Raw genomic sequence first — 25,924 nt, 5'->3', positions numbered from 1 at the left:
AAGCGAGGCAGAGAGTAAAACCATTGTTTTTATCTATTAAATCAAGAGGAAAAATCACGCTTTATTTCCCCCTTTGAATCGGGCATAGTACCCGCAAACAAAATGAAGGAGAAAGATATGTTTGTGGTCATTTTTGGTCGTCCTGGCTGTCCTTACTGTGTTCGTGCCAAAGAGCATGCTGAAACATTGAAAGCAAAGCGTGATGATTTTAACTACCGCTATGTTGATATCCACGCCGAAGGCATCACTAAAGCCGATCTAGAAAAAACCATCGGCAAGCCAGTCGAAACCGTTCCACAGATTTTCATCGATGAACAACACATCGGCGGCTGCACTGACTTCGAAGCGTACGCAAAAGAGAATCTAGGTCTATTTGACTAATAAGATGATAAATCGAAAAAGCCTGTGAATATCGCAGGCTTTTTTGTTAGTACGAGCGTCTGCAGACTTAGGTTTTTTTAGCTATTTCGCTCCAAATAATGCGCATCCGCGCAAAAATTCACTTATCTTTTTGCAATATTCGGATACAATTCCCAAAATTTTATTATTTCCCCTCTTGTCACGCGTGAATTGAGTTAAATCGTGAACATCGACGTCGTTTTGTTGCTAGAGCAAAATCCAATTTTGCTGATATTTGTTGTCCTCGCCATCGGTCTCTCTTTCGGGAAAATTCGCTTTGGCAGCTTCCAATTAGGTAATTCGATTGGAGTGCTCATCACCTCTCTGATCATGGGACATCTTGGTTTTTCCTTTACACCGGAAGCATTAACCATCGGCTTTATGCTCTTTATTTATTGTGTCGGCATTGAAGCGGGTCCTAACTTCTTTGGTATTTTCTTCCGCGATGGTAAACACTACTTAATTCTAAGCTTAGTGGTTTTGATCACTGCGACTTGGATTGCCTACTTTGGTGGTTACTATCTTAATCTGGATTATGGCTTAGCCGCCGGGATGATGGCGGGCGCATTAACCTCAACGCCCGTACTGGTTGGAGCTCAGGATGCGCTCAATTCTGGACTTGCCGCGGTACCAAGACATATGGATTTGTCACTGATTCTAGATAATGTCTCGGTCGGCTATGCGATGGCCTACTTGATCGGCCTTATCAGCATGATCATGTTTGCTAAATTACTCCCTAAGTTGCAAAAGCAAAACCTGTCCGATTCGGCTCAACAAATCGCGCAAGAACGAGGGTTAGGCAGTCAGCGTAAGGTCTATCTGCCGATCATCCGCGCCTATCGAGTCGGACCAGAACTGATTAACTGGATCGACGGCCGTAATCTGCGCGAGCTGGGTATCTATCGTCAAACAGGTTGTTATATTGAGCGGATCCGCCGACATGGCATTTTGGCTCATCCTGATGGTGATGCCATTTTGCAAGAAGGGGATGAAATTGCTCTCGTAGGTTTCCCTGATAGCCACGCTCGTCTTGACCCGAGCTTTCGCAACGGCAAAGAAGTGTTTGACCGTAACTTGCTCGACCTACGAATCTCAGAAGAAGAGATCGTGGTAAAAAGTGACAGCATTGCGGGAAAACGTCTCTCCGATCTTAATCTTTCGGAATACGGCTGCTTCCTTAACCGAGTCGTTCGTGCGCAAATCGAAATGCCGATGGATCTGGATATCGTGCTCGCCAAAGGCGATGTCCTGCAAGTTAGCGGCGAGAAAAGCAAAGTAAAAGGGCTGGCAGATAAAATCGGTTTTATCTCAGTACACAGCCAAATGGCCGACCTGCTTGCCTTCTGTAGCTTTTTTATTCTTGGCATTCTGTTTGGTTTGGTCACCATGACCTTTGGCCAAGTTTCGTTTAGCTTAGGTAATGCGGTGGGGCTACTGCTCTCTGGTATCACTTTGGGCTTTTTGCGAGCCAACCACCCGACTTTCGGTTATGTTCCGCAAGGTGCACTCAATATGGTCAAAGACCTTGGTCTGGCCATCTTCATGGTCGGAATTGGGCTCAATGCTGGTAGCAAAATGTTCCAACATCTCTCCGAAGTAGGTGTGCAAGTGATCGGCTTAGCCTTTTTAGTGAGCGTCGTGCCTGTCGTGTTCGCTTATTGGGTAGGTGCCTACATTCTAAAGATGAACCGCGCTCTCTTATTTGGTGCGATTATTGGCGCGCGCACCTGTGCTCCGGCGATGGATGTGGTTAATGAATACGCTAAGTCTACCATTCCAGCACTGGGCTACGCGGGTACCTACGCGATTGCCAATATCTTAATGACCTTAACGGGCACCATCTTTATCTTGCTCAGTTAAATTGGAGTTATCCAATACTGTGGATCAAAAAAGGCACCTTGCGGTGCCTTTTGCGTATTGTGAGATGTCTAGTGAACCACCTCTTCGCGAGTACCGAAATACTCGAAAGCCAGTCTGTCATCACTCAGCGTCACTTTCACTGTGCCACCATCGACTAACGAGCCAAACAACAGCTCATTGGCGAGTGGTTTCTTCAGTTGTTCTTGGATCACACGTCCCATCGGACGAGCGCCCATCTCACGGTCATAACCTTTCACCGCTAACCAGTGGCGGGCATCTTCCGAAACTTCCAGAGAAACACCACGCGCATCCAACTGAGCTTGCAGTTCCACGATAAATTTATCGACCACTTGATGAATCACACGCTCATCTAAGCTATTGAACCAGATAATGTGATCAAGACGGTTACGGAATTCGGGAGTGAACACCTTTTTAATTTCCGACATCGCATCATGACTATTATCTTGCTGGATCAAACCAATCGATTTTTTCACCGTTTCGGCCACACCCGCGTTGGTGGTCATCACAAGAATCACGTTACGGAAATCGGCTTTACGGCCGTTGTTATCCGTCAGAGTACCGTTATCCATCACCTGCAATAGCAAGTTAAAAATATCGGGGTGCGCTTTTTCAATTTCGTCCAACAAAACAACCGAGTGCGGGTGTTTAATCACGGCGTCCGTCAGTAACCCACCTTGGTCATAACCCACATAACCCGGAGGTGCACCAATCAAACGGCTTACCGAATGGCGCTCACCGTATTCCGACATATCAAAACGTAGCAGTTCGATACCGAGCAGCTTAGAAAGCTGCAGAGTCACTTCTGTTTTACCAACCCCAGTTGGGCCTGCAAACAGGAAAGAACCGACTGGCTTATGTTCTGCGCCTAATCCAGCACGGGTCAGCTTTATCGCCTCTGTCAGGACATCAATCGCCGCATCTTGACCAAACACCAACATTTTCATCTTCTGATCCAGATTCTTCAGGATGTCTTTATCAGAAGAGGAGACGGATTTTTCTGGGATCCGCGCCATTTTGGCGACCATGGATTCAATTTCCGCCACACCGACCGTTTTCTTACGACGGCTTGCTGGCATCAAACGGACACGCGCACCCGCTTCATCAATCACATCAATCGCTTTGTCAGGCAGATGACGCTCGTTAATATATTTGGCTGAAAGTTCAACCGCAGCACGCAGCGCTTTATTGGTATAACGCACATCATGGTGAGCTTCGTATTTGGTTTTCAATCCCATCAAAATCTTGGTGGTATCGTCCAATGAAGGCTCAACAATATCAATCTTTTGGAAGCGGCGAGATAGCGCACGCTCTTTCTCAAAAATGTTGCTGTACTCTTGATAGGTGGTTGAACCGATACAACGCAGTTTCCCGCTACTGAGCAGAGGCTTAATTAGGTTCGCCGCATCGACTTGACCGCCAGAAGCGGCACCCGCACCAATGATGGTGTGAATTTCATCAATAAACAGAATGGCGTCTTTCTCTTTCTCAAGCTGTTTCAAAATTGATTTGAAACGTTTTTCGAAATCACCACGATATTTGGTGCCCGCTAACAGCGAACCAATATCCAGTGAATAAATCACACTGCGCTGGATCACTTCCGGCACATTGCCTTCAACAATTCGCCATGCCAAGCCTTCCGCAATCGCAGTTTTGCCGACACCCGCTTCTCCCACCAGCAGTGGGTTATTTTTACGACGACGACACAAAACTTGAATCGTACGTTCCAACTCTTTGTCACGGCCAATCAGTGGGTCGATCTGGCCTTGTTTTGCTAACTGATTAAGATTGGTGGCAAAACTTTCCAAACGTTCGTCAGCACTCACCTCTTCAGAAGAGTCACTGCTGCCAAACGAATCGGAAGAAGAGTCTTCACTATGGTTAGACGCTTTGGTAATGCCGTGCGAAATAAAGTTGACAATGTCCAAGCGGCTGATGTCATTTTTCTTGAGCAGATAGGCCGCGTGCGACTCTTGCTCACTGAAAATCGCCACCAGCACGTTGGCTCCCGTCACTTCGCTTCGACCGGAAGATTGCACGTGGAACACCGCGCGTTGCAGTACGCGTTGGAAACTCAACGTCGGTTGGGTCTCGCGAGTTTCGTCATTTTTGGGGATAAGGGGCGTGGTCTGGTCGATAAAAGTATCCAGCTCACGGCGTAATACATCGATGTCGGCTTGACAGGCTAACAGGGCTTCCCGCGCTGCATCGTTTTCCAACAATGCAAGTAGGAGGTGCTCGACGGTCATAAATTCATGTCTTTTGTCTCGTGCCCGAGCGAACGCGCCGTTTAGACTCGACTCTAATTCTTTGTTAAGCATAAGGCCTCCTTAAGGAACAACCACATTGCCAGGCAAGTTTAAGCTTGCTCCATCGTGCACAAAAGTGGGTGCTCATTTTCCCTTGAGTACATCGTTACTTGAGCGACTTTCGTCTCTGCAACTTCTGCAGTAAACGTGCCACATATTGCTTTTCCTTCGTAATGCACTTTGAGCATCACTTGCGTCGCTCTCTCTATATCCATAGAGAAAAAGCGCTCAAGAATCTCAATTACAAAGTCCATCGGTGTGTAATCATCGTTGTTTAACACCACGTGATACATAGATGGTGGCTTAACCGCCGTCTTTTCTTTCTCCAGCAAATCAAAGTCTGGAGAGATCCATTCAAAGTTTTTACTCATGACACTTCAATATTTGAGGGCTTCTTACAGAGAATTCAACTATAAAGTGCTGTAAAACTAACCGTTTAAACTCACTGACGGCATCCGCACTTTAATGAATTTCGCCTCTTACTTAGAGACTAATGCAGCAATTGTAACGCTGCAAATAAAACATTGCGAATGGCGATCACGAATAGCGCGATTGCTTACTTTACAGACACCAATATGCAAGCTTGTTAATAATTTGCTTCGCGATTTGCAAATGACAAATTTATATAATTGCAATGGCAAAATTGAGTTTGCATATCAAACTGTGTGCTTTTATACGTTCGTCCTATTGACTGCGTTCAATCATCGTCTAAATTGGTCAATTAGTGACTAACGTTAAGCATAGGCTGAATCGCTATTCACTTTTGAGAAGTCAGGAAGTCCTGGGGACAGATTGACGTTTCTCTTAAAACATCAGTTATAAAATGCATGAGGGATGTATAGCATGGCTACAGGTACAGTGAAATGGTTTAATAATGCCAAAGGCTTCGGTTTTATTTGCCCGGAGGGTGAAGACGGAGATATTTTCGCTCATTACTCAACCATTCAGATGGACGGATACCGTACACTCAAAGCCGGTCAACAGGTTTCTTATCAGGTGGAGCAAGGTCCTAAGGGATACCACGCGAGCTGCGTTGTGCCAATCGAGGGACAATCCGCAAAATAGTGGATTCATTGCCACACTAGCGTGTTTTGGCAATTTGCAAAGCACAAAAATAGAAACCCGCCCAATGGGGCGGGTTTTGTTTTGGTGTCTGAGCTAGATTAACGGTCAATGATCGCGTTGAAGGTCGAGCTAGGACGCATAAGCGGAGCCGCCTTCGCAAACTCAAGTGCGTAATAGCCACCCAAATCGCCAGGCTTGCCTTGCGCGCCATTCAGTTCTGCGACAATTTGCGCTTCTTTCTCTTCAAGCGCTTTTGCAATCGGAGCAAATTCAGCCGCGAGATCTGCATCTGCCGTTTGTTCAGCCAGTGCTTGCGCCCAGTAAGTCGCCAAATAGAAATGGCTACCACGGTTGTCAATTTCACCGACACGGCGTGAAGGCGATTTGTTCATATCGAGGAACTTACCCGTCGCTTTATCAAGCGCATCCGCCAACACTTGTGCTTTGCGATTGCCAGTGACCACACTCAAGTGCTCCAGAGATGCGGCTAGCGCTAAAAACTCACCCAGTGAATCCCAACGTAAGTGGTTCTCTTTTTGTACTTGTTGTACGTGCTTCGGTGCAGAGCCGCCCGCGCCCGTTTCAAACAAGCCACCGCCGTTCATCAACGGAACGATAGAGAGCATTTTCGCTGAAGTACCCAGTTCAAGGATTGGGAATAAGTCGGTCAAGTAATCACGCAGCACGTTACCTGTTACAGAAATAGTGTCTTGTCCCGCCTTCATACGCACAAGTGAATATTGCGTGGCTTCAACCGGTGACAGGATCTTGATTTCCAAACCAGAGGTATCGTGATTAGGTAGGTACTGATTCACTTTCTTGATCAGCTCAGCGTCATGAGCGCGTGCAGGATCCAGCCAGAAAACGGCTGGCGTGTTGGAAGCGCGAGCACGAGTTACCGCCAATTTTACCCAGTCTTGGATTGGCGCATCTTTTACCTGACACATGCGGAAGATGTCGCCCGCTTCCACGCTTTGTTCCAGCAGCACTTTGCCCGCTTCGTCAATCACACGTACCACACCTTCAGCATCCAGAATAAAGGTCTTATCGTGTGAGCCGTATTCTTCTGCTTTTTGTGCCATCAGACCCACGTTGGGCACACTGCCCATAGTGGTTGGGTCAAACGCGCCGTGCTGTTTACAGAAATCGATGACGCTTTGGTAAACGCCTGCGTAGCAGCGATCGGGAATCGTCGCTTTGGTGTCTTTCTGCTTACCATCAGGGCCCCACATTTGGCCTGAAGTACGGATCATTGCTGGCATAGACGCATCAACAATCACATCGCTTGGGACATGCAGGTTGGTGATACCGCGGTCAGAGTCCACCATCGCCAGAGCGGGTTGAGTCGCATATACCGCTTGAATCGCCGCTTCAATTTCTGCACGTTGCGCTTCTGGCAGCGATTGAATTTTCGCGTAGACATCACCTAGACCGTTATTAACGTCCACACCCAGTTGATCGAACAGTTGACCATACTTATCAAAAACCGCTTTGTAGTACACCTTCACCGCATGGCCAAAAATCACGGGGTCCGAGACTTTCATCATGGTCGCTTTCATGTGCAGTGAGAACAGCACGTCTTGCGCTTTCGCATCCGCGATTTCTTTTTCAAAGAAGGCAATCAGCGCTTTTTTGCTCATCACGCTGGTATCGATGATCTCTTTATCTTGCAGCGCAAAAGGCTTTTTCAGCACTTTCACTGCACCCTCTTTACTCACGAACTCAATCGCCACTTTAGTTGCGCCGCTCACCGTCATCGACTTCTCGCTACCGAAGAAATCTTTATCGCTCATGCTTGCAACATGTGATTTTGAATCCTTACTCCAAGCGCCCATGGAGTGCGGGTTTTTCTTGGCGTAGTTTTTCACCGAGGCTGGCGCACGGCGATCGGAGTTACCTTCACGTAACACTGGGTTTACCGCGCTACCCTTGATCTTGTCATAAGTGGCTTTGATCGCTTCTTCTTCGTAGCTGCTCGGTTCTTCTGGATAATTTGGCAGTGCATAGCCTTTGTCTTGCAGCTCTTTAATCGCCGCTTTGAGTTGAGGAACAGAAGCAGAAATATTGGGCAGTTTAATGATGTTCGCTTCAGGCGTTTTTGCTAGCTCACCCAGTTCAGTCAACGCATCGCTGATACGTTGTTCTTCGGTCAAATGCTCAGGGAAATTAGCCAGAATACGGCCAGCTAATGAAATATCGCGTGTTTCTACGTTAATGCCTGATGAAGCAGTAAATGATTGAATAATCGGCAGTAATGAATACGTTGCCAGCGCTGGGGCTTCATCAGTAATGGTATAAATAATGGTAGGTTTATTGGTAGGCATGAACTTTCCCTATCTGTTCTAACAGCACCATTGGATGCAATGACACTGTGTGACTGTCCGTTCTCAAGTCGGCGACATCCCCTCAACCTGAGTACGATCTTCTCACTCTTGCAAATCCTGTGTTCGAATGACGTTGAGCCGCCTTCGAGCTCGTCCTTGAGTGAAGGTATTTATAATTAAACAAATTGAAGACAATAGTCTATTATCTTGTTCGTTAAACCTTTTCCAGGGCGCGCAAATGATAGCCGATCTCGCCTCTGCGGAAAACTTTCAAACACAGTTTATTTACATTTTTGCAAGGTGCTTAACATGTCATCTCGCTTGTCCAGCGATGCCACCTCCTCTTCTTCCGATCAACGAAAGTCGCATTTTAAACAAAGAGCCGCGAAAAACGCTGGCCATCCACCAACGAGAGCAAATCGAAAGAGTGTTGCTAACAAGAAAAAAAATGCCACTCAAACGGCTTTGTCACCTAAGCGCCCCCTTTCTCCTGCTGAGCGTAAAGTAATCCTGTTTAATAAACCTTATGACACTTTAAGCCAATTTACCGATGGGGATGGAAGAAAAACCTTGGCCGACTACATCCCAATTAAGGATGTTTACGCCGCAGGCCGTTTGGATCGCGATAGTGAAGGACTACTGATTTTAACCAATGATGGAATTTTGCAGGCCAGATTAACTCAGCCGCAGTCCAAAGCGCCAAAAACTTACTGGGTGCAAGTTGAAGGCGCGCCACAAGAGAGCGACCTTGAGGCATTGCGCCACGGAGTGACCTTAAAAGATGGCCCGACTTTACCGGCGAAAGTAGAAATCATGCCCGAACCCACGCTTTGGCCACGCAATCCGCCGGTGCGCTTTCGCGCAGCAATTCCGACCACATGGTTAGCCATTACTTTAATGGAAGGGCGTAATCGCCAAGTGCGACGCATGACGGCGCACATCGGCTTCCCGACTCTACGTTTGATTCGTTACTCCATGGGCGATTGGAGCTTGGGAGATTTGCAGCCCGGAGAGTGGCGGGAAGTGACGCTCTAACACTCTGATTAATCAACGATATATAGCCAAGCTACTTGGAGTTGCAGGTAGGCGGCAGATGAGTGAATTCCCATGAGCACAGATACACTATGTGATTGGGGTGAACGAATGCAGCCAACACCGCTGCAGCTTCAAGTAGGAAGGCAATAACGCCCCAATAATGGGGCGTTATTGTTTGGTTGGAGAAACTCGTCTACCAATTACTTATGGCGTTCTTTCAGCTTATTGATCACATCATTCATGGCTAAGCCTTGCTCTTGTAGCAGCACCAACAAGTGATACATCAAGTCGGCGGATTCGCAAATCAGCTCCTCCTTATCCCCTGCCGTCGCCGCCAACGCGACTTCAACCCCTTCTTCACCCACTTTCTGCGCAATACGTTTGGTGCCACGCGCATACAAAGAGGCAGTGTAAGAAGAACTGGGATCGGCATTTTTGCGCTCTGCCAACAGTTGTTCCAACTGATGAAGCCAAACCATTTGTGACTCTTCTTGTGCATCACCATCCCAACAGGTCACGGTGCCTGTGTGGCAGGTTGGGCCAATTGGGTTCACTTTCACCAGTAGCGTATCTTGGTCACAATCCAGCGCGATATTTTTCAGTTGCAATACATGGCCTGAGGTTTCCCCTTTGGTCCACAAACGCTGTTTGCTGCGCGAGAAAAAGGTTACTTGTTGAGTATCGAGGGTTTTTTGCAACGCCTCAGGGTTCATATACCCCATCATTAAGACTTGGCTGGACTGAAAATCCTGCACAATCGCGGGCACAAGTCCATCGACTTTCTGCCAATCAATACGGTCGGTTAGCGTGGCAAATGGGCTTGCTGGATTCATCGTCTCACCTCAATTCCTTGTTGTTTTAGATACTGCTTGAGTTCACCGATATTGATGATCTGCTTGTGAAACACCGAAGCGGCTAAAGCACCATCGACGTTCGCTTGAGTAAAGGCTTGCGCGAAATGTTCCATCGCCCCTGCACCACCGGAGGCGATCAGCGGAACTCGGCACGCCGAGCGCACTAAATTGAGCTGCTCAAGATCGTAACCATTGCGCACACCATCTTGGTTCATCATGTTCAGTACGATTTCCCCAGCGCCGCGCTTTTGCACCTCTTGCACCCAATCGCAAGTTTGCCACTGAGTCGCTCGGGTGCGGCTTTCGTCACCGGTAAACTGATAAACCTGATATTGACCTGTTTCTTTATCAAAATAAGAGTCGATGCCAACCACGATACATTGCACGCCAAAGCGATCCGCAAGATCGGTGATCAGTTGTGGATTCGCCAGAGCAGGTGAGTTAATCGACACTTTATCTGCACCGAACTCCAAGATTCGCCCAGCATCTTGCGCCGACTTGATCCCACCTGCGACACAGAAAGGGATGTCGATCACTTCCGCGACTCGCGCGACCCAGCTTTTATCGACAACGCGGCCATCACTGGAAGCGGTAATATCGTAAAACACCAGCTCATCCGCGCCTTCTTCGGCGTAACGTTTGGCCAGTGGCACAATGTCTCCAATGATTTCGTGGTTACGAAACTGAACGCCTTTCACTACCTGTCCATCACGTACATCCAGACAAGGAATTATCCGTTTTGCCAACATGCGAATGCCTCCTGCGCAGTAAATTTGCCATCCAATAGCGCGCGCCCGACAATCACACCCGCTACACCGGTGCCTTTCAGTGCCTCAATATCGGCGAGAGAACCAATGCCACCGGACGATTGGAACTGCACTTGTGGGTATTGACGGCAGAGATCGCGATACAGCTCAACGTTCGAGCCGGCCAACGTGCCATCTCGGGAAATATCGGTACACAGTACGTGCTTTAAGCCAACCGTTAAGTAGTCATCAATCAAAGCTTCAATCGTCACGCCGGAATCTTCCTGCCAGCCAGAAATCGCGACTTTGCGCGTACCTTGTTCATCAATGTTGATGTCCAACGCTAAAACAATTTTCTCAGCGCCGTATTTTTCCATCCAGCTTTTGACCAATTGCGGCTGTTTAACCGCGGTTGAGCCCACCACCACGCGCTGCGCACCTGCTTCAAGCAGATCCACCACGTCTTGTTCACTGCGTACTCCACCACCAATTTGAATATTGGCGGGTGTGCTCGCGAGCAGGCGAGCAATCAAATCCAGTTGGCGTGCTGCGGTATTTTTCGCGCCAGTTAAGTCCACCAAGTGCAACCAACCTGCCCCAGCTTGGTGGTACAAATTAAACTGCTCCGCTGGGTCTACTTTATATTCGGTCACTTGTCCGTAATCACCTTGATACAGACGCACAACCTGACCTTCAATCAAATCTAATGCGGGAATAATCATTGTGGTTCCTTGTATTGCGCCAGCTTTGACCAGCGCTTGTCCCTAAAGCTCAAGAAAGTTTTGAATCAAGCGTGCGCCCGCTTTTGAAGAGCGCTCAGGGTGAAATTGCACCCCGTAATAGTTCCCTGCTTGAATCGCTGCGCTAAACGGCTGACCATATTCGCACTGGGCAATGGTGTAATCGCCAACGGGCATAGCAAAACTGTGCACGAAGTAGAAGTACGCATCAGGTTCTATACCGTTAAACAGTGGATGCCCCTCTTTCACTTGCACCGTGTTCCAGCCCATGTGTGGCAACGGCAGATCGCCGGTTTGCAGCAAACGGACTTCGCCATCGACTAACCCTAAGCACTGCACAATCTCATCGGCTTTCTGGCCTTTTTCTTCGGACAATTTGCCAAGCAGTTGCATGCCAAGACAGATGCCAAGCAATGGCTTTTCAACCCGCTTCACTAGCTCGATCAAATCACGTTCGGTGAGGTTTTTCATCGCTTCGCTCGCGGTGCCAACTCCGGGCAGAAACAGTTTATCTGCCGCGAGTACCACTTGCGGATCGCGCGAAATCGTCACCGCATAACCTAATCGTTCAATGGCGAATTTGACCGAGGAGATATTGGCGCAGCCGGTATCAATAATCACCACATTTTGAGTCATCAGAGCACCCCTTTACTGCTCGGCAGATCGTTACCTTGCACCATGATGGCTTGACGCAGTGTGCGCCCAAACGCTTTAAACAGACTTTCAATGATGTGGTGATCGTTATCGCCGCTGGATGAAAGGTGCAGAGTGCACGCCAAGGTATCGGTCAATGAGCGAAAGAAGTGATATACCATCTCAGTCGACAGATCGCCCACTTGCGGGCGGCTAAAGCTCGCATCAAATTTCAGATACGGACGGCCCGAGAGATCCAACGCGCACTGTGCCAAACACTCATCCATCGGCAATGTGAAACCAAAGCGCCCAATACCACGCTTGTCACCCAGAGCTTCACGCAGTGCTTGACCCAGAGCCAAAGCGGTATCTTCCACCGTGTGGTGATCATCGATGTGCAGATCGCCCACCACTTTCAGTTGCAGTTGGAAACCGCCGTGGGTTGCGATTTGATCCAGCATGTGGTCAAAAAAGCCCAAACCCGTTTCAATTTGGTTGCCGCCAGTTTGGTCAAGATTGACTAGAACCTGAATATCGGTCTCTTTGGTTTTACGCACCACTTGGGCAACACGTGGCTTGGTGGTGAGATCTTTAACGATATCCAGCCAACCCATAGTTTGCGGGTGGTATTGAATACCGCGAATCGCCATATTTTCCGCCAGTTGCAGATCGGTCATGCGATCGCCAATCACGGCTGACGATTTGAAATCGACTTTGCCACCTTGCAGATACTCTTTGACCAAGCCAAGTTTCGGTTTGCGGCACGAACAGTTATCACGCTCAAAGTGCGGGCAAATCAGCACATCATCAAACTTCACGCCTTGCGATTCAAAAATGTCCATCATCATGTTATGCGGCGCATCGAAATCGGCTTGCGGGTAGCTTGAAGTGCCTAAACCATCCTGATTGGTCACCATCACCAAACGATAACCCGCCTCTTGTAGCTTGAGCAGGCTTGGGATCACATAAGGCTCAAGTTTGAGTTTGTCCAAACGGTCAACTTGAAAATCCACTGGCGGCTCAACAATTAAGGTGCCGTCGCGGTCGATAAAAAGAATTTTTTGTTGTTTGCTCACAAGAATGTCCTTTTCATCAGCAGCCCGCGCAGCGAGCTGCTGTAAACAAAATTACTGGTAGTAGTTGCGAATAAACGCGACGGTTTTTTCACACTCTTCGCGATTGCCAACACTGATACGCACACAGTTCTCAATCGGTGAATTGCGCATAATAATGCCGTGCTCCCACGCCGCTTTAAACAGTGCATCACCATCAGGGAATTTCACTAAGAGATAGTTACCCCAACCTTCAAAGACCTGCACACCCGGAACCATAGAGAGCCCCACTTGTAGGTAAGCTCGATTCGCGCCGAGATCCAACACTTGGTATTTGGCGCGCGCGAGACCTGCAGGTGATAAGGCTTGCACCGCGATTTCGGCAACCGGCACCGGCACCGGATAAGGCGCGATCACTTTGAGCAACACATTGATGAGTTCAGCATTGGCAAGCGTGAAGCCACAGCGTAGTCCCGCCAAAGCAAAAGCTTTAGAGAGTGTGCGTAGAATCGCCAAGTTCGGATATTGGGCGAGCAAATCAACCGTCGATGCCTCTGGGCAGAAATCGATGTAGGCTTCATCCATCACCACAATCGCGCGATCTTGGGTCATCTCCAGCAGTTTGATGATGTCGGCACGTTTCACCAAGTTCCCAGTCGGGTTATTCGGGCTACACACAAACACCAATTTAACGCGATCCAGATTGGCTTCAATGCTCGGTAAATCGAGTTGCCAATCGGCTGTCAACGGCACTTTTTTACGCTCAACACCAAAGGTTTCTGCACTGATCGCATACATGCCATAGGTTGGAGGGCAGAACAGAATCGCGTCCTGATTGGGTTCGCAAAACGCACGGATCAAAAGCTCAATCCCTTCATCCGCGCCGCGCGAAGTCAGTACTTGCTCCGGTTGTACTCCAGCGTAATTGGCGTAAGCTTGGATCATCGCCTTAGGTTGGCAATCACTGTAACGATTAAGGCGCGCAAAATCGGTTTTGTATTCGTTATTGAAAGGCGATTCGTTGGCATTGAGCCAAACATCACCACTACCACCAATACGACGCGCAGAAAGGTATGGGGTTAACGCCTGAATTTGTTGACGAGCCAGTTTTTCCATAATTTATTGAGCCTTCTGTAATTTTTCTACTCGAATCGTAACCGCACGTTTATGCGCGTCTAACCCTTCCGCTTCTGCCATCGTGACGACGGTGGGCGCGAGCAATTGCAAGCCATCAGCGGTCAGTTCTTGCACTGTCATGCGTTTACTGAAATCGGCCAAACCTAAGCTGGAATAGGTGCGGGTGTAACCGTAAGTGGGTAGCACATGGTTAGTACCTGAAGCGTAATCGCCTACCGATTCTGGCGACCAATCGCCAAGGAAAATGGAGCCTGCGTTATCGAGCAGTGGAACCAACTCACGCGGGTTGCGCGTCTGCACAATCAAGTGCTCAGGGCCGTAGTAGTTAGAAATTGACACTGCTTGGGTGAGTGATTCAGCAATAATGATCAGACTGGAAGCCAACGCTTTTTCAGCAATGCTGGCGCGCGAAAGGACTTTAAGCTGCTTTTGTACCGCGTCCGTCACTTGATCGGCTAATACAGGAGATGGCGTCACCAACACCACCTGAGAATCTGGGCCGTGCTCTGCCTGACTGAGGAGATCGGCGGCAATAAAATCGGCATCCGCCGTTTCATCAGCAATCACCAATACTTCTGAAGGTCCTGCAGGCATATCAATCGCTGCGCCGCGAAAATCGTTACTCACTTGGCGTTTTGCTTCTGTCACATAGGCGTTACCGGGGCCAAAGATTTTGTCAACTTTAGTGACCGTTTCCGTACCGTAAGCCATCGCTGCAATCGCTTGGCCGCCGCCTAGGTTGTACACCTCATCGATGTTACAAAGCTTAGCGACGTAGAGAATTTCATCAGCAATCGGCGGCGGTGAGCAGAGCACGACTTTACGGCAACTGGCGATTTGCGCAGGCACACCGAGCATTAGTACGGTTGATGGTAGCGGTGCGCTGCCACCCGGAATATACAGACCCACTTTATTGATCGGGCGAGTCACTTGCTCACACACCACTCCGGGCATGGTTTCCACTTTGATTGGCTGCACTTTTTGCGCCTTGTGGAATTTGCTGATGTTGTTGTATGCCTGCTCTAGTGCCTGTTTCATTGTTTCCGACAAACGCGCGGCAGCGGCATCCATCTCTTCGCGAGATACGCGCAGTGAGGTGGGTTTTACACGATCAAATTTTTCGGTTAATTCAAACAGGGCGGCATCACCCTCACTGCGCACTTTCGCAATCACTTGTGCGACCGCAGCGGTGATGTTTGCTCCTTCCGTAATCGCAGGACGTTCTAAAATCGATTCTTGCTGAGCTTCACTCAACGATTGCCAAACAACAGTTCTCATCGCCTTACTCCATCATTTTTTCAATCGGCAACACCAAAATTGAGCTAGCTCCGAGGGCTTTCAGCTGCTCCATGGTTTCCCAAAAAAGATTTTCTGAGCTCACCATGTGTACCGCGACTTTGGATTTGTCGGCAGACAAGGGAAGCACTGTTGGATCTTCCGCTCCGGGCAACAAGGTTTTGATTTGCGCCAGCTTCTCAACCGGAGCGTGCAGCATGATGTATTTCGATTCTTTGGCTTGTTGTACGCCGTGCATGCGAGTGAGGAGTTTATCGATCAGCGCGGCTTTATCGGCAGCAAAAGCACCTGGGCGCTGAATAAGCGTCGCTTTGGATTCAAAAATCACTTCCACTTCTTTAAGACCGTTGGCTTCCAAGGTCGCGCCAGTGGAGACCAGATCCGCAATCGCATCCGCTAACCCCGCGCGCGGTGCAACTTCAACCGACCCCGTCAACATACAGGTGCTGAAATCCACGCCTTGGCGATCCATATAAGCTTTAAGCAGTTGAGGGTAAGTGGTGGCAATACGCTTACCATTCAGATCTTGCGGTCCACGATACTCAGCATCTTTTTCAATCGCGATCGACAGACGGCAACCACCAAAGTCCATACGACGCAGGGTGGTAAATTCGTTACGTTGGTTGAGTGCTAGGCGATCTAAACGTGTTTCTTCAAGCACGTTTTCCCCAACAAAACCCAAATCCACCACCCCATCCATGATCAGTCCTGGAATGTCATCGTCACGCACCAACAACAGGTCAATCGGCATATTCAGTGAATGAACCACCAAGCGCTCGCCCATGATGTTGAATTTCACACCGCATTTTTTCAGCAGTTCTTGGCACTCTTGGCTCAGGCGGCCTTTTTTCTGTATCGCGATTCTTAGTCGTTGTGTTTGCATGTCATTCTTCCTTTGCAATTTGTTGAATTTAATAATTTTTCCAAAGCTTAAAACGAAAAACCCTCGGGAGGTTTGGTCTCCCGAGGGTTAGAATCTTTTTATGGCTCTGATTTCAACTCCGGGAGATTCCTGTCCCCCGGGTATGCGTACATCTCCCGAAAGACACCTTAGGGATGATGATGGTGATGAATGTTCATTACGAAATTACGCATACTTAGTGGTTTCTGTCTGTTTGAGAACTGCCTTCACACTAACCAAGCTAAGTTTTTTTTTCAACCACAAATTGACACTTTTCTGGTTATTTTTTTATGACGGCTTTAAGAGATCATCACCTCCATTCAAAGCTGCAATTAAGGTTAGCGATAAAAAAAGAGGCCGGCTGGCCTCTTATCTCTATAGCGATGCGAATTACGCAGACACCTGTTTGCTCACTTTGGCTTTTGACAGTGCTGCAAAAATTAAGCAAACCACGACAAAGCTCACGGATGCGGCTGCTAAAGCCAGCCCGAGTGAAGCAAAAATTCCCAGCACCACGTAACCAATCGCTGACACTAGCGCAACCGCCAACGCGTAAGGCAGTTGAGTCGCAACGTGGTCAATATGATGACAACGTGCTCCCGTCGAAGAGAGAATCGTGGTATCTGAAATCGGCGAACAGTGATCGCCAAATACGGAACCGGCAAGCACCGCACCGAGCATCGGCAGCATAAGTGCAATATCTGTAGCGCCAGCCATGTCACCCGCAATCGGCAGCATGATGCCAAAAGTGCCCCATGATGTACCGGTAGAAAACGCCATCGCACCAGACAACACAAACAGAATGACCGGAAGCCAATGTGGGTCAATATTGCCTTGTACGAGAGAAGAGAGATAGGCACCGGTCTTCATGTCACCGATGACAGAACCTATGGTCCACGCAAAAATCAGGATCAAAATTGCACCAAACATCGATTTCGCACCAATCCATAAGGTTTTTGCGATTTCAGCCGTCGGTAGTTTTTGGCGCAACACGGTCACAAAAGCCATCGCCAGACCGACTAATCCACCATATACCAATGAAGTACCAACATTGGTATTTTCAAACGCCCCAAAAATATCAAACGACTGACCACTTTCCGCTAATGCACTTGCGCCAGTCCAAATCATCGCACCAATGGTCGCAACGACTAAAAACACAATCGGCAACACGAGATCGAGTACTGTACCGCGTTCACTTTCACGAATATCAAGCTCTTCATTGAGTTCGTGAGCCTCTTGCGTATCTGTATTCGGATCTTCATCAAAACCACGACCTTGAGAAGCGGCGATTTCATGCTTGCGCATCTGGCCGATATCCATTTGGAACCACACCACCGCAAATACCATTAACAATGCAAAGATCGCATAGAAGTTCATCGGTACTAGGCGAAGATAAGCGCCTAATGCGGAATACTCCTCAATACCGTGCGAAACTAAAATGCCACCGATGATGGTCATGATATACGCGCCCCAACTTGAGGCGGGCATGACCACACACATAGGCGCAGCAGTGGAATCCAGAATGTAAGCGAGTTTGGCGCGCGAAACGTAAAAACGATCCGTCACTGGGCGAGAAATAGAACCGACAGCTAGGCTATTAAAATAGTCGTCAACAAAAATGAATACGCCTAAAAATGCCGCCAGTAATTTAGAGCCACGTTTGCTTTTCACTCGGACTTGTGCCCACTGAGCAAAAGCGCGAGTGCCGCCCGACAACGTTAGTAGCGCAGTCATCATACCCAGTAACAGTAAAAAGCCGACAATACTCATATTCCAAGCATTGATCGCGCCCTCTTTAACAAACACGCTACCCACTTGTGTTGCGATATATTGCAACGACTGACCAATAGAATAATCAGCCAGCAGTAAAGCACCTAAAAAAATCCCCACGCCAAGAGAAAGGAGTACACGGCGAGTGACAATAGCCAAACTCAATGCCACCAGCGGTGGTAAAACAGAGAGTGGCGAAGAAGCAAAATCGATTAAATTCATGATCTTCCTAAACCAGTAAAAAATGGTTAGAGATCTACTGCAGACAAATCAAGCGACATCATGTCAACTTAATTTATGTTGAACTAAGCGAAAGGGAAGCGAACACTTCACCCAACCCTACAGTAGCGCTCCATAGTTTAACAACAATATAGACTATGGCAGTGTTACACCTATTGAATGTAACCCCAGCCAACTGCGTTGATGGGCAAGTTGACTTCGGCGGCAACGCCTTTCTCCACAATTCATTGGCATCACCCCAACTGTGGATACTTTTCGTAACCGCTCCTCTACGGCGAAAACTTCATCCTAATCTGCCAATTCGTTTGGCTCATTTAGTCTGTTTTTCGCATTAGGTGAGAGACATTTTACTTAACAAAAATATCAATGCAACTAGGTTCCAGTGAGAAAAACAAGTGCCACAGCTCACAAATCAATCATTTCATTGATACTTATTTCATAAAAACACCGCAAGGCTTGATATATAGAACTAATATTATTTATCTGCATGATAAGTTCCTGCAGCTGCTTTTATATGCGTCTGCAGTATTCTAAATAGTAAATGCATTAAATAAACATCATTTTATATTTTTACTTTCTTACTATTTTGCCTTAATATTTGTAGCGAAAACTTGTCAGTATAATAAGCTAGGTTTAGTATTAACTCGTTATCCAAATTGTGAACAGGAAATGGTAATGTCGGAAATCACTAAGACTTTATTAAATATTCGTAGCCTACGTGCTTATGCACGCGAACTGACTATTGAGCAACTTGAAGAAGCGTTAGATAAATTAACTACCGTGGTTCAAGAGCGTAAAGAAGCAGAAGCAGAAGAAATTGCTGCTCGTGCAGAGCAAGAAGCAAAATTAGCCGCAATTGCTGAGCAAATTGCTAAAGATGGTATCGACCTTCAGGCGCTTATTTCTGCGCTTTCAGGCGAAACCAAAACTAAAGCAAAAGGCCAAGGTAAACGTGCACCTCGTCCAGCAAAATATAAGTATATTGACACCAACGGTGAAGAGAAAACTTGGACAGGTCAAGGCCGTACCCCTTCAGTGATCCAAAAAGCACTGGATGAAGGTAAATCACTGGAAGAATTCGCTCTGTAATTCTGCTAGAAATCCAAATGATAAAGGCTCCCGAAGGAGCCTTTTTTTGTTATCTTTCCCAATAAGCCTCTTCAAGGCTATCTTCTCGCTCAGGAAGACCACGTGAAAGACGTGGTGAGTGCTGCGCCAATACTTCATAACTTGCACGGTTAGAGTATTTGCAAACTTGAGAGAAAGAAGAATAGGTTAAAAACTCATGTTGATGCTTACTTGAGTTAGGGACGTTTTCTTTATGGTATTTATTGGCAGCCATATCATGTAATAGAGCGGATAATGCTGCATCTCCAGCACCATTGGTGTTTTTTATCTTCTCAGGTCCACCCATGTACGGTGAAATATGTGAATAAACACGAATAGGATTTATACAACTCTCTTTACGTGCGGGACGGCTAAATTCATAGCGATTAAATTCTGGGACCGATCCCGGTAATAACGGTAATGACGTTTCACGTTTAGCGGAATCTTCGGTGTAACCCGCCATAAATAAACCGACAGGGCCTGCGGTACACAGTACTAAATCAACCCAATCTAACGCTTTATCTGAGGCTGCGAGCGGATCGCTTTCTCCCGTTAAAGCTAATGCTTCATCTTCATTCATTGCCACCACAGAAACATGATCACGTAAAAAATCTTGCCAGAATTTAGGATCATCTTGAATAACAAATTTAGTACCTAGGGTTAATACCACAGGCACATCATATTTTTTTGCATACTCTATGGCACGCATTGTTGCTTCCGGCATTGGATCGCCGTCTTTACAACGAACTAAATAAGCCGTGATCACTAATGCAGAGGCACTAGCAAATATTTTTTCAGGAATACTGTCTGGGCGTAATTGGTTCATTTGACCTTCGCTGATCGCGAAAGTACGTTCACCATCTTCGGTAATCAAGGCAAAGCAGCGGCCAATCGCACCATCTACACCTTGTAAATAGTTGAGATCCATTCGGCTAGAAGTGTTACACAGATAGCGATAACCGTAACTGCCAATTTTAATATCTTGGCTCATCACACCCAGTAGTGTGGAGCGATCATCCGCAAGCACGGAGTAATTATGCAGCGTATTCCCTATAGTTCCACCCGCATATTCATTGGTAATCAAACGCTGCTCTTTTAATTCGTTGTATAACGCTTCTGCAGCCTGATCATCAATGACTAATGAGTGTCCTTTACTTAAACCATAACGTTCAATCAAATCTGAATCGACTTTGGCCTCTATATCCACTAGGGTTTGATCAATACCGATAATGTGGGTGCGCGACATCTTCTTATTTTCTTGCGCTTGAATGACCAGAGGATCACGCGCGTGAACCGGAAAATAATGCTTAGATTTGCGTTGGCCAGGAAATTTCATAAAGGTTACTTGGGTTCAAGGATGAAAGGAGCGCCGATTCTACCGCGCACCTTTTAGTGCAGCAATAAAGGAAAAAAACGCAAACGTTTGCACGTTGAGGATTTTATTTCACTCTGTTCTCTTAGCGCTTGGAGCGCAAGTGATTCAATAGGTTAGCAACATAGCGCTTACGTTTGGGGAAGTGTGATTAGCGTCTCGGATCTGTCCTCGAAAAATTCTTTCTGTTAGAATCCTCGTCCAAGTTCCTCAAGTGGTAGATAAGTGATGTCTGTAGAGCACAGCGCAAACAGCCAAAAGAAAGTGATTGTCGGTATGTCTGGAGGGGTTGATTCCTCTGTTTCAGCCTATCTTCTCAAACAACAGGGTTACCAAGTGGAAGGCCTGTTTATGAAAAACTGGGAAGAAGACGATAACGAAGAGTATTGTACTGCGGCGGAAGATCTTGCCGATGCTCAGGCGGTGTGTGACAAACTCGACATCCCACTTCATACCATTAACTTCGCAGCAGAATACTGGGATAACGTATTTGAATACTTCCTAGCGGAATATAAGGCGGGACGTACTCCTAACCCAGATATTTTGTGTAATAAAGAGATCAAATTTAAAGCCTTCTTAGAATTTGCTGATGAAGTGCTGGATGCGGACTACATTGCCATGGGGCACTATGTGCGTCGCACCTTCCCGCAGAATGGCGAAAAACCGCAAATGCTGCGCGGTTTAGACGGTAATAAAGACCAAAGCTACTTCCTTTATACGCTGAGCCATGAGCAAGTGGCGCGTAGCCTATTCCCCGTGGGTGAACTAGAAAAACCTGAAGTACGCCGCATTGCCGAAGAACAAGGCTTAATTACCGCGAAGAAGAAAGATTCAACCGGTATTTGTTTTATCGGTGAGCGCAAATTTACCGACTTCTTATCTCGCTATTTGCCAGCCCAACCGGGTAAAATTGAGACCCCGGAAGGCAAAGTGATTGGTGAGCACCAAGGCTTGATGTACCACACTCTCGGACAGCGTAAAGGTCTGCACATTGGTGGTATGAAAGAGAGCAGCGAACAGCCATGGTATGTGGCGGATAAAGATCTCAAACGCAACGTACTCATCGCGGTACAAGGCGCGGATCATCCTCTCCTCAAATCGCATGGTTTGGTTGCGGCTCAGTTACATTGGGTTGATCGCACCCCAATCACTGAACCTGTACGTTGCAGCGTGAAGACGCGTTATCGTCAAAGTGACATCGCTTGTACCATCATTCCGCTCAGTGATGATCGCATCAAAGTGATGTTTGACGAGCCACAAGTGGCCGTGACTCCGGGACAATCCGCCGTCTTTTATCAAGGTGAAATCTGCCTTGGTGGCGGCATTATTGAAGAGCGCATTTAAAGTCAATTTTTAGGAGATTTACGTGGCTAACGCAATTTACGACCGTACCATCGCTTTCGCTGGCATTTGTCAGGCAGTGGCACTTGTGCAGCAAGTCGCCCAAAATGGGTACTGTGATTCTGATGCGTTTGAAACGTCGCTCAAAGCGATTACTTGTACCAATCCAAGTAACACGCTTGAAGTTTTCGGTCACGAAAGTCAGCTCAAGCTCGGCTTAGAGTGCTTGGTCAAAGGGATTGACAGCACGCCATCAGGTAGCGAAATCACCCGTTACCTGATCAGCCTAATGGCGCTTGAGCGTAAATTAAGTGGTCGCCGCGATGCCATGAGCCAACTCGGTGACCGCATTCAAATGATTGAGCGTCAGCTTGACCATTTTGACTTATTTGATGATCAAATGATCAGTAACCTCGCCAGCATTTACCTTGATGTGATTAGCCCAATTGGCCCGCGCATTCAAGTGACTGGCACTCCAGCCGTATTACAGCAAACCGCTAACCAGCACAAAGTGCGCGCCCTACTCCTGTCAGGGATCCGCTGCGCCGTATTGTGGCGTCAGGTTGGTGGACGCCGTCGTCACCTGATTTTCGGTCGTAAACAGATGATCGAACAAGCGCAGATTTTGTTAGCGCGAATCTAAGTGATGACTACCCACTCGAATTACTCACACCTTTAACTCAATATTCAGGAGAAGAACATGGAACTGTCAGCATTGACTGCTGTTTCACCGGTAGATGGCCGCTACGGAAGTAAAACGATTGCGTTACGCAGTATCTTCAGTGAGTTTGGTCTCCTAAAGTACCGCACTATCGTTGAAATTCGCTGGCTACAAAAGCTAGCCGCCACTGCTGAGATCGCAGAAGTGCCTGCATTCAGTGCCGAAGCGAATCAATTCCTTGATGCGATTGCCGCCAACTTCAGTGAGGCGGATGCACTGCGTATCAAAGAGATTGAACGCACAACCAACCACGATGTAAAAGCCGTGGAATACTTCCTGAAAGAGAAAGTAGCGGCCATGCCTGAGCTGCATGCCGTCAACGAGTTCATTCACTTTGCTTGTACTTCCGAAGACATCAACAACACTTCACATGCGTTGATGCTCAAAGAAGCGCGTGACACGGTGATCCTGCCTGAAATTCGCAACGTGATTGACGCGATTCGCAAACTGGCCGAAGAGTACCGCGATATTCCGCTGCTTTCTCGTACTCACGGTCAGCCAGCCTCTCCATCGACCATGGGTAAAGAGATGGCGAACGTGGCCTACCGCATGGAGCGCCAATACAAGCAGATCGCTAACGTAGAAATCCTAGCCAAAATCAACGGCGCGGTGGGTAACTACAACGCGCACCTTTCTGCTTACCCAACGGTAGATTGGCATAAATTCAGCGAAGAGTTCATCACAGAATCTTTGGGCGTAGACTGGAACCCGTACACCACGCAAATCGAGCCGCATGATTACATTGCTGAGCTGTTTGAAGCGGTTGCACGTTTTAACACCATCTTGATCGACTTTGATCGTGATGTTTGGGGCTACATTGCTCTGGGCCACTTCAAACAAAGAACCATCGCGGGTGAAATTGGCTCTTCAACCATGCCACATAAAGTCAACCCAATCGACTTTGAAAACTCAGAAGGTAACTTGGGTCTGGCGAATGCGATGTTTACGCACCTAGCGCAAAAGCTGCCTATCTCTCGTTGGCAACGTGACCTAACGGATTCTACCGTGCTGCGTAACCTCGGTGTGGGTGTCGGCTATGCCATCATCGCTTATACCTCAACTTTGAAAGGCATCAGCAAGCTGGAAGTGAACCGTGACGCACTACTTGCAGAACTGGATCACAACTGGGAAGTTCTGGCAGAGCCAATCCAAACTGTGATGCGCCGCTACGGCATTGAAAAGCCTTATGAGAAGCTCAAAGAGCTGACTCGCGGTAAGCGAGTAGATGGCGAAGCGATGCGTCAATTCATTGATGGTTTAGAACTGCCAGAGGAAGAGAAAACGCGCTTGAAAGCCATGACACCAGCCAGCTACATTGGCTATGCGATTGAGCTGACCGACAAGCTGTAATCTCGACAAGAGAGACCAAATGACTAAGGGGAGCAACGGCTCCCCTTTTACTTATCTATGACTTATTGACTTGGTTTATACCAGACCATTTCACTCCTGCTTTTCAAAAAACAGTGTGATCCGACCGACTTCAAGACCAAATTTGCGAATTTTGGTTAAGTTGAATACCCGCTTGTCATCTTGTCGATACAACCAGTCATCGAAGTGTACTTGCACATCGCCGCTGTCGCGTTGCAACACAAAATCGTATTGCCACTGTAGTGCATTACCCACTTCTTTACCGCGAGCCGTTCCAACAATGTCATCCGCTCGTCCTTCGTACTCATCATCAGCCGTTCGGTTAATCGTCCAGATCCGTTGATCCTTCTCTCCATCATCAAACACGAAGTCTTCGACTAAAATCAGTTGGTTATTCTCAATCCGACCTTCAATTACCACCTCAAAACGGCGCGTCTGCTTCTCGGTATAGTCTTGTACCATACCCCACGCATGTGTCGTTCCGACAAAGTAATTGAAAAGATCAAACTTAGGCGTCGTCTCACGATAATCATCAATCTCTGCCGAGCATCCACTAAGCCAGATACAGAGTAATAATAGCCAACATTTAGCCAATCTCATGGTCGATTCATTCCTATCAATTGATTACGCAAGGTTAAATATTCCGTTTGCGGCGACAGCCAAATGGAGAGAAAAGCATCATTAAATGCTTCATCATCAATGCTGCCTACCAAACGTTCCGTCTCTTGCTGGTGGCTAAAGAAAAACGCTCCGCGTTGCCCATCAGAGACATACACTAAGCGATCTCCCGTCACAACATCCGGCAATATTTGCTGCAGTTGCTTCAACCACGCTTTGGTTTGCGGTGTGGTGAATCCAAGTTTTCGCCACTGATCCTCTGTGGCATTCACCAACTGTTTACTGCTGATATCGCGCAAATAACGGATCTCAAGGGCCACAGGATGTGGCGAGACATCTTGCGACTCATGATACAGGCCATCAGGCGCTCGCAACTGCGAGGAGTAGATATCCAGCCACAGCCATGAAAGGGTGGCCTGCCCGACGACTGGCCATTCTGCCCATCGTTGGAGAGTTTTATGCTCCGCTTGCGCCGCATTAACGACGGCGGCGTAACCAAGTCCGCTCGCGAGCAAAACGAATAGGGTTATCAGTCCTTTTTTCATGCCTCATTACCTTCAACAGTAACCAAGTGATACCTATCCATTCCAAAAACAGTGCCAACATGACGATAAAGGTGGGGTATTCCCAACCAACCGCACCCATTCGGTAACCAAACCAATAACTTAAACTTCCCAAAACGCCTCCGGCGAGACACAGAAGAGTGTGGGAATATTGGTTAAGCTGCGGCAGTAAGTGGCCTGCATACCAAGTAAACGCAAACCAGAGTGCCACCAACCAAAGTGGAAATTGATCGTCGGCAAAGGTGAGTAACCCAAGCAGCATATTGCTGCTGTCTATCATGATGCCAACCACCGCCATCCACACCATTTTTTCAAACAGCGGATGGCGCTGGATAGCCGTTAAGCCATAGGTGGCAACCACCAGTAATGCGGTAAGCCATAACCAGGTTTGCTGTCCCAAGACAGCCAGTGCCCAGAGCAGGTCAAACCATAATGATATCGCCACTAACGCCATG

At 47.7% G+C, this 25,924-nt stretch carries 23 protein-coding genes, 2 pseudogenes, 1 riboswitch and 1 other annotated feature; of the genes and pseudogenes, 9 read left to right on the top strand and 16 right to left on the bottom strand.

What is annotated here, in order from left to right; translation table 11 throughout:
* The first annotated feature begins 117 nt into the window (after positions 1-117).
* Both R4537_RS10465 and R4537_RS10460 read left to right on the top strand, forming a co-directional pair.
* Positions 118-381 carry a GrxA family glutaredoxin gene (locus R4537_RS10465; protein ID WP_000498418.1) on the top strand — a complete coding sequence of 88 codons (264 nt, stop codon included), beginning with the start codon at positions 118-120 and terminating at the stop codon, positions 379-381.
* Positions 382-582: 201 nt separating this feature from the next.
* On the top strand, positions 583-2,259 hold the full coding sequence (locus tag R4537_RS10460; protein ID WP_071177788.1) for an aspartate:alanine antiporter: 1,677 nt from the start codon (positions 583-585) through the stop codon (positions 2,257-2,259).
* Between the two features lie 68 nt (positions 2,260-2,327).
* On the opposite strand, the gene clpA is transcribed toward R4537_RS10460, so the two are convergent.
* Entirely contained in the window at positions 2,328-4,598 is a 2,271-nt protein-coding gene (gene clpA / locus R4537_RS10455) for an ATP-dependent Clp protease ATP-binding subunit ClpA (RefSeq protein WP_000932413.1), read from the bottom strand.
* 38 nt (positions 4,599-4,636) lie between these two features.
* A complete protein-coding gene (gene clpS / locus R4537_RS10450) occupies positions 4,637-4,957 on the bottom strand; it encodes an ATP-dependent Clp protease adapter ClpS (protein ID WP_000041728.1) in 321 nt (106 codons plus the stop codon).
* Between the two features lie 472 nt (positions 4,958-5,429).
* On the opposite strand from clpS, the gene cspD reads away from it, so the two are divergent.
* Positions 5,430-5,651, top strand: coding sequence for a cold shock domain-containing protein CspD (gene cspD, locus R4537_RS10445; protein ID WP_000190603.1), 222 nt, complete (start codon positions 5,430-5,432; stop codon positions 5,649-5,651).
* Positions 5,652-5,749: 98 nt separating this feature from the next.
* On the opposite strand, the gene R4537_RS10440 is transcribed toward cspD, so the two are convergent.
* A complete protein-coding gene (locus R4537_RS10440; RefSeq protein WP_071177787.1) occupies positions 5,750-7,975 on the bottom strand; it encodes an NADP-dependent isocitrate dehydrogenase in 2,226 nt (741 codons plus the stop codon).
* 207 nt (positions 7,976-8,182) lie between these two features.
* Between R4537_RS10440 and R4537_RS18705 the strand changes: the two are divergent.
* Together R4537_RS18705 and rluE are read left to right on the top strand one after the other, a co-directional pair.
* A pseudogene (locus R4537_RS18705) lies at positions 8,183-8,369 on the top strand (pseudouridine synthase); the annotation flags it as partial.
* A gap of 47 nt (positions 8,370-8,416) precedes the next feature.
* Positions 8,417-9,010: pseudogene (gene rluE / locus R4537_RS10435) on the top strand (23S rRNA pseudouridine(2457) synthase RluE); the annotation flags it as partial.
* A gap of 200 nt (positions 9,011-9,210) precedes the next feature.
* Here rluE and hisIE read toward each other — a convergent pair.
* The 9 genes from hisIE to R4537_RS10390 all read right to left on the bottom strand — a co-directional run bounded on the left by hisIE (position 9,211) and on the right by R4537_RS10390 (position 18,361).
* Positions 9,211-9,843 carry a bifunctional phosphoribosyl-AMP cyclohydrolase/phosphoribosyl-ATP diphosphatase HisIE gene (gene hisIE, locus R4537_RS10430; RefSeq protein WP_001067502.1) on the bottom strand — a complete coding sequence of 211 codons (633 nt, stop codon included), beginning with the start codon at positions 9,841-9,843 and terminating at the stop codon, positions 9,211-9,213.
* Positions 9,840-10,613 (bottom strand): imidazole glycerol phosphate synthase subunit HisF, encoded by a 774-nt coding sequence (hisF, locus tag R4537_RS10425; RefSeq protein WP_071177785.1) that lies wholly within the window; start codon positions 10,611-10,613, stop codon positions 9,840-9,842. The genes hisIE and hisF overlap by 4 nt, the downstream gene beginning before the upstream one ends.
* A complete protein-coding gene (gene hisA / locus R4537_RS10420) occupies positions 10,595-11,332 on the bottom strand; it encodes a 1-(5-phosphoribosyl)-5-[(5-phosphoribosylamino)methylideneamino]imidazole-4-carboxamide isomerase (protein ID WP_000586508.1) in 738 nt (245 codons plus the stop codon). The genes hisF and hisA overlap by 19 nt, the downstream gene beginning before the upstream one ends.
* Positions 11,333-11,374: 42 nt before the next feature.
* On the bottom strand, positions 11,375-11,986 hold the full coding sequence (gene hisH / locus R4537_RS10415; protein WP_000193249.1) for an imidazole glycerol phosphate synthase subunit HisH: 612 nt from the start codon (positions 11,984-11,986) through the stop codon (positions 11,375-11,377).
* Positions 11,986-13,059: a bifunctional histidinol-phosphatase/imidazoleglycerol-phosphate dehydratase HisB gene (hisB, locus tag R4537_RS10410; protein ID WP_071177784.1), complete on the bottom strand. Its 1,074-nt coding sequence runs from the start codon at positions 13,057-13,059 to the stop codon at positions 11,986-11,988. Before hisB ends, hisH begins: the two co-directional genes overlap by 1 nt.
* A gap of 51 nt (positions 13,060-13,110) precedes the next feature.
* Entirely contained in the window at positions 13,111-14,151 is a 1,041-nt protein-coding gene (gene hisC / locus R4537_RS10405) for a histidinol-phosphate transaminase (protein WP_071177783.1), read from the bottom strand.
* Between the two features lie 3 nt (positions 14,152-14,154).
* Positions 14,155-15,450 (bottom strand): histidinol dehydrogenase, encoded by a 1,296-nt coding sequence (gene hisD, locus R4537_RS10400; protein WP_071177782.1) that lies wholly within the window; start codon positions 15,448-15,450, stop codon positions 14,155-14,157.
* A gap of 4 nt (positions 15,451-15,454) precedes the next feature.
* On the bottom strand, positions 15,455-16,351 hold the full coding sequence (gene hisG, locus R4537_RS10395) for an ATP phosphoribosyltransferase (RefSeq protein WP_001194704.1): 897 nt from the start codon (positions 16,349-16,351) through the stop codon (positions 15,455-15,457).
* Positions 16,352-16,406: 55 nt separating this feature from the next.
* Positions 16,407-16,540, bottom strand: a sequence feature (His leader region).
* Between the two features lie 219 nt (positions 16,541-16,759).
* A complete protein-coding gene (locus tag R4537_RS10390; protein WP_071177781.1) occupies positions 16,760-18,361 on the bottom strand; it encodes a Na+/H+ antiporter NhaC family protein in 1,602 nt (533 codons plus the stop codon).
* Between the two features lie 115 nt (positions 18,362-18,476).
* A riboswitch (Lysine riboswitch) is annotated at positions 18,477-18,659 on the bottom strand.
* A gap of 395 nt (positions 18,660-19,054) precedes the next feature.
* Here R4537_RS10390 and R4537_RS10385 point away from each other — a divergent pair.
* Positions 19,055-19,468, top strand: coding sequence for an H-NS family histone-like protein (locus R4537_RS10385; RefSeq protein WP_001290202.1), 414 nt, complete (start codon positions 19,055-19,057; stop codon positions 19,466-19,468).
* Between the two features lie 49 nt (positions 19,469-19,517).
* Here the strand turns inward: R4537_RS10385 and R4537_RS10380 are convergent, their stop codons facing one another.
* Positions 19,518-20,822, bottom strand: a complete 1,305-nt coding sequence (locus R4537_RS10380) for an inosine/guanosine kinase (protein WP_071177780.1) — start codon at positions 20,820-20,822, stop codon at positions 19,518-19,520.
* Between the two features lie 264 nt (positions 20,823-21,086).
* Here R4537_RS10380 and mnmA point away from each other — a divergent pair, with 264 nt between their 5' ends.
* Genes mnmA through purB form a run of 3 tightly spaced genes read left to right on the top strand, consistent with a single transcriptional unit; the run spans position 21,087 to position 24,270 of the window.
* Positions 21,087-22,202, top strand: coding sequence for a tRNA 2-thiouridine(34) synthase MnmA (gene mnmA / locus R4537_RS10375; RefSeq protein WP_029628203.1), 1,116 nt, complete (start codon positions 21,087-21,089; stop codon positions 22,200-22,202).
* A 22-nt stretch (positions 22,203-22,224) separates the two neighbouring features.
* Positions 22,225-22,842, top strand: a complete 618-nt coding sequence (gene hflD, locus R4537_RS10370) for a high frequency lysogenization protein HflD (protein ID WP_071177779.1) — start codon at positions 22,225-22,227, stop codon at positions 22,840-22,842.
* A gap of 57 nt (positions 22,843-22,899) precedes the next feature.
* On the top strand, positions 22,900-24,270 hold the full coding sequence (purB, locus tag R4537_RS10365) for an adenylosuccinate lyase (RefSeq protein ID WP_071177778.1): 1,371 nt from the start codon (positions 22,900-22,902) through the stop codon (positions 24,268-24,270).
* A 90-nt stretch (positions 24,271-24,360) separates the two neighbouring features.
* On the opposite strand, the gene R4537_RS10360 is transcribed toward purB, so the two are convergent.
* The 3 genes from R4537_RS10360 to R4537_RS10350 are packed head-to-tail and all read right to left on the bottom strand — an operon-like array spanning position 24,361 to position 25,923.
* Positions 24,361-24,888, bottom strand: a complete 528-nt coding sequence (locus R4537_RS10360; protein WP_071177777.1) for a DUF3833 domain-containing protein — start codon at positions 24,886-24,888, stop codon at positions 24,361-24,363.
* Positions 24,885-25,421, bottom strand: a complete 537-nt coding sequence (locus tag R4537_RS10355; RefSeq protein WP_175463820.1) for a chalcone isomerase family protein — start codon at positions 25,419-25,421, stop codon at positions 24,885-24,887. Before R4537_RS10355 ends, R4537_RS10360 begins: the two co-directional genes overlap by 4 nt.
* Positions 25,384-25,923: a DUF2878 domain-containing protein gene (locus tag R4537_RS10350; protein ID WP_001229551.1), complete on the bottom strand. Its 540-nt coding sequence runs from the start codon at positions 25,921-25,923 to the stop codon at positions 25,384-25,386. The genes R4537_RS10355 and R4537_RS10350 overlap by 38 nt, the downstream gene beginning before the upstream one ends.
* Position 25,924 lies beyond the last annotated feature (1 nt).

This window comes from Vibrio paracholerae (assembly GCF_037672085.1).
GTDB lineage: Bacteria > Pseudomonadota > Gammaproteobacteria > Enterobacterales > Vibrionaceae > Vibrio > Vibrio cholerae.
This window is presented reverse-complemented; position numbering and strand designations above follow the sequence as displayed.

Coding starts and splice junctions, on each gene's coding strand:
- R4537_RS10465 (WP_000498418.1), top strand. CDS start 118: ATGTTTGTGGTCATTTTTGGTCGTCCTGGCTGTCCTTACTGTGTTCGT.
- clpA (WP_000932413.1), bottom strand. CDS start 4,598: ATGCTTAACAAAGAATTAGAGTCGAGTCTAAACGGCGCGTTCGCTCGG.
- clpS (WP_000041728.1), bottom strand. CDS start 4,957: ATGAGTAAAAACTTTGAATGGATCTCTCCAGACTTTGATTTGCTGGAG.
- cspD (WP_000190603.1), top strand. CDS start 5,430: ATGGCTACAGGTACAGTGAAATGGTTTAATAATGCCAAAGGCTTCGGT.
- R4537_RS10440 (WP_071177787.1), bottom strand. CDS start 7,975: ATGCCTACCAATAAACCTACCATTATTTATACCATTACTGATGAAGCC.
- hisIE (WP_001067502.1), bottom strand. CDS start 9,843: ATGAATCCAGCAAGCCCATTTGCCACGCTAACCGACCGTATTGATTGG.
- hisF (WP_071177785.1), bottom strand. CDS start 10,613: ATGTTGGCAAAACGGATAATTCCTTGTCTGGATGTACGTGATGGACAG.
- hisA (WP_000586508.1), bottom strand. CDS start 11,332: ATGATTATTCCCGCATTAGATTTGATTGAAGGTCAGGTTGTGCGTCTG.
- hisH (WP_000193249.1), bottom strand. CDS start 11,986: ATGACTCAAAATGTGGTGATTATTGATACCGGCTGCGCCAATATCTCC.
- hisC (WP_071177783.1), bottom strand. CDS start 14,151: ATGGAAAAACTGGCTCGTCAACAAATTCAGGCGTTAACCCCATACCTT.
- hisD (WP_071177782.1), bottom strand. CDS start 15,450: ATGAGAACTGTTGTTTGGCAATCGTTGAGTGAAGCTCAGCAAGAATCG.
- hisG (WP_001194704.1), bottom strand. CDS start 16,351: ATGCAAACACAACGACTAAGAATCGCGATACAGAAAAAAGGCCGCCTG.
- R4537_RS10390 (WP_071177781.1), bottom strand. CDS start 18,361: ATGAATTTAATCGATTTTGCTTCTTCGCCACTCTCTGTTTTACCACCG.
- R4537_RS10385 (WP_001290202.1), top strand. CDS start 19,055: ATGTCGGAAATCACTAAGACTTTATTAAATATTCGTAGCCTACGTGCT.
- R4537_RS10380 (WP_071177780.1), bottom strand. CDS start 20,822: ATGAAATTTCCTGGCCAACGCAAATCTAAGCATTATTTTCCGGTTCAC.
- mnmA (WP_029628203.1), top strand. CDS start 21,087: ATGTCTGTAGAGCACAGCGCAAACAGCCAAAAGAAAGTGATTGTCGGT.
- purB (WP_071177778.1), top strand. CDS start 22,900: ATGGAACTGTCAGCATTGACTGCTGTTTCACCGGTAGATGGCCGCTAC.
- R4537_RS10360 (WP_071177777.1), bottom strand. CDS start 24,888: ATGAGATTGGCTAAATGTTGGCTATTATTACTCTGTATCTGGCTTAGT.
- R4537_RS10350 (WP_001229551.1), bottom strand. CDS start 25,923: ATGGCGTTAGTGGCGATATCATTATGGTTTGACCTGCTCTGGGCACTG.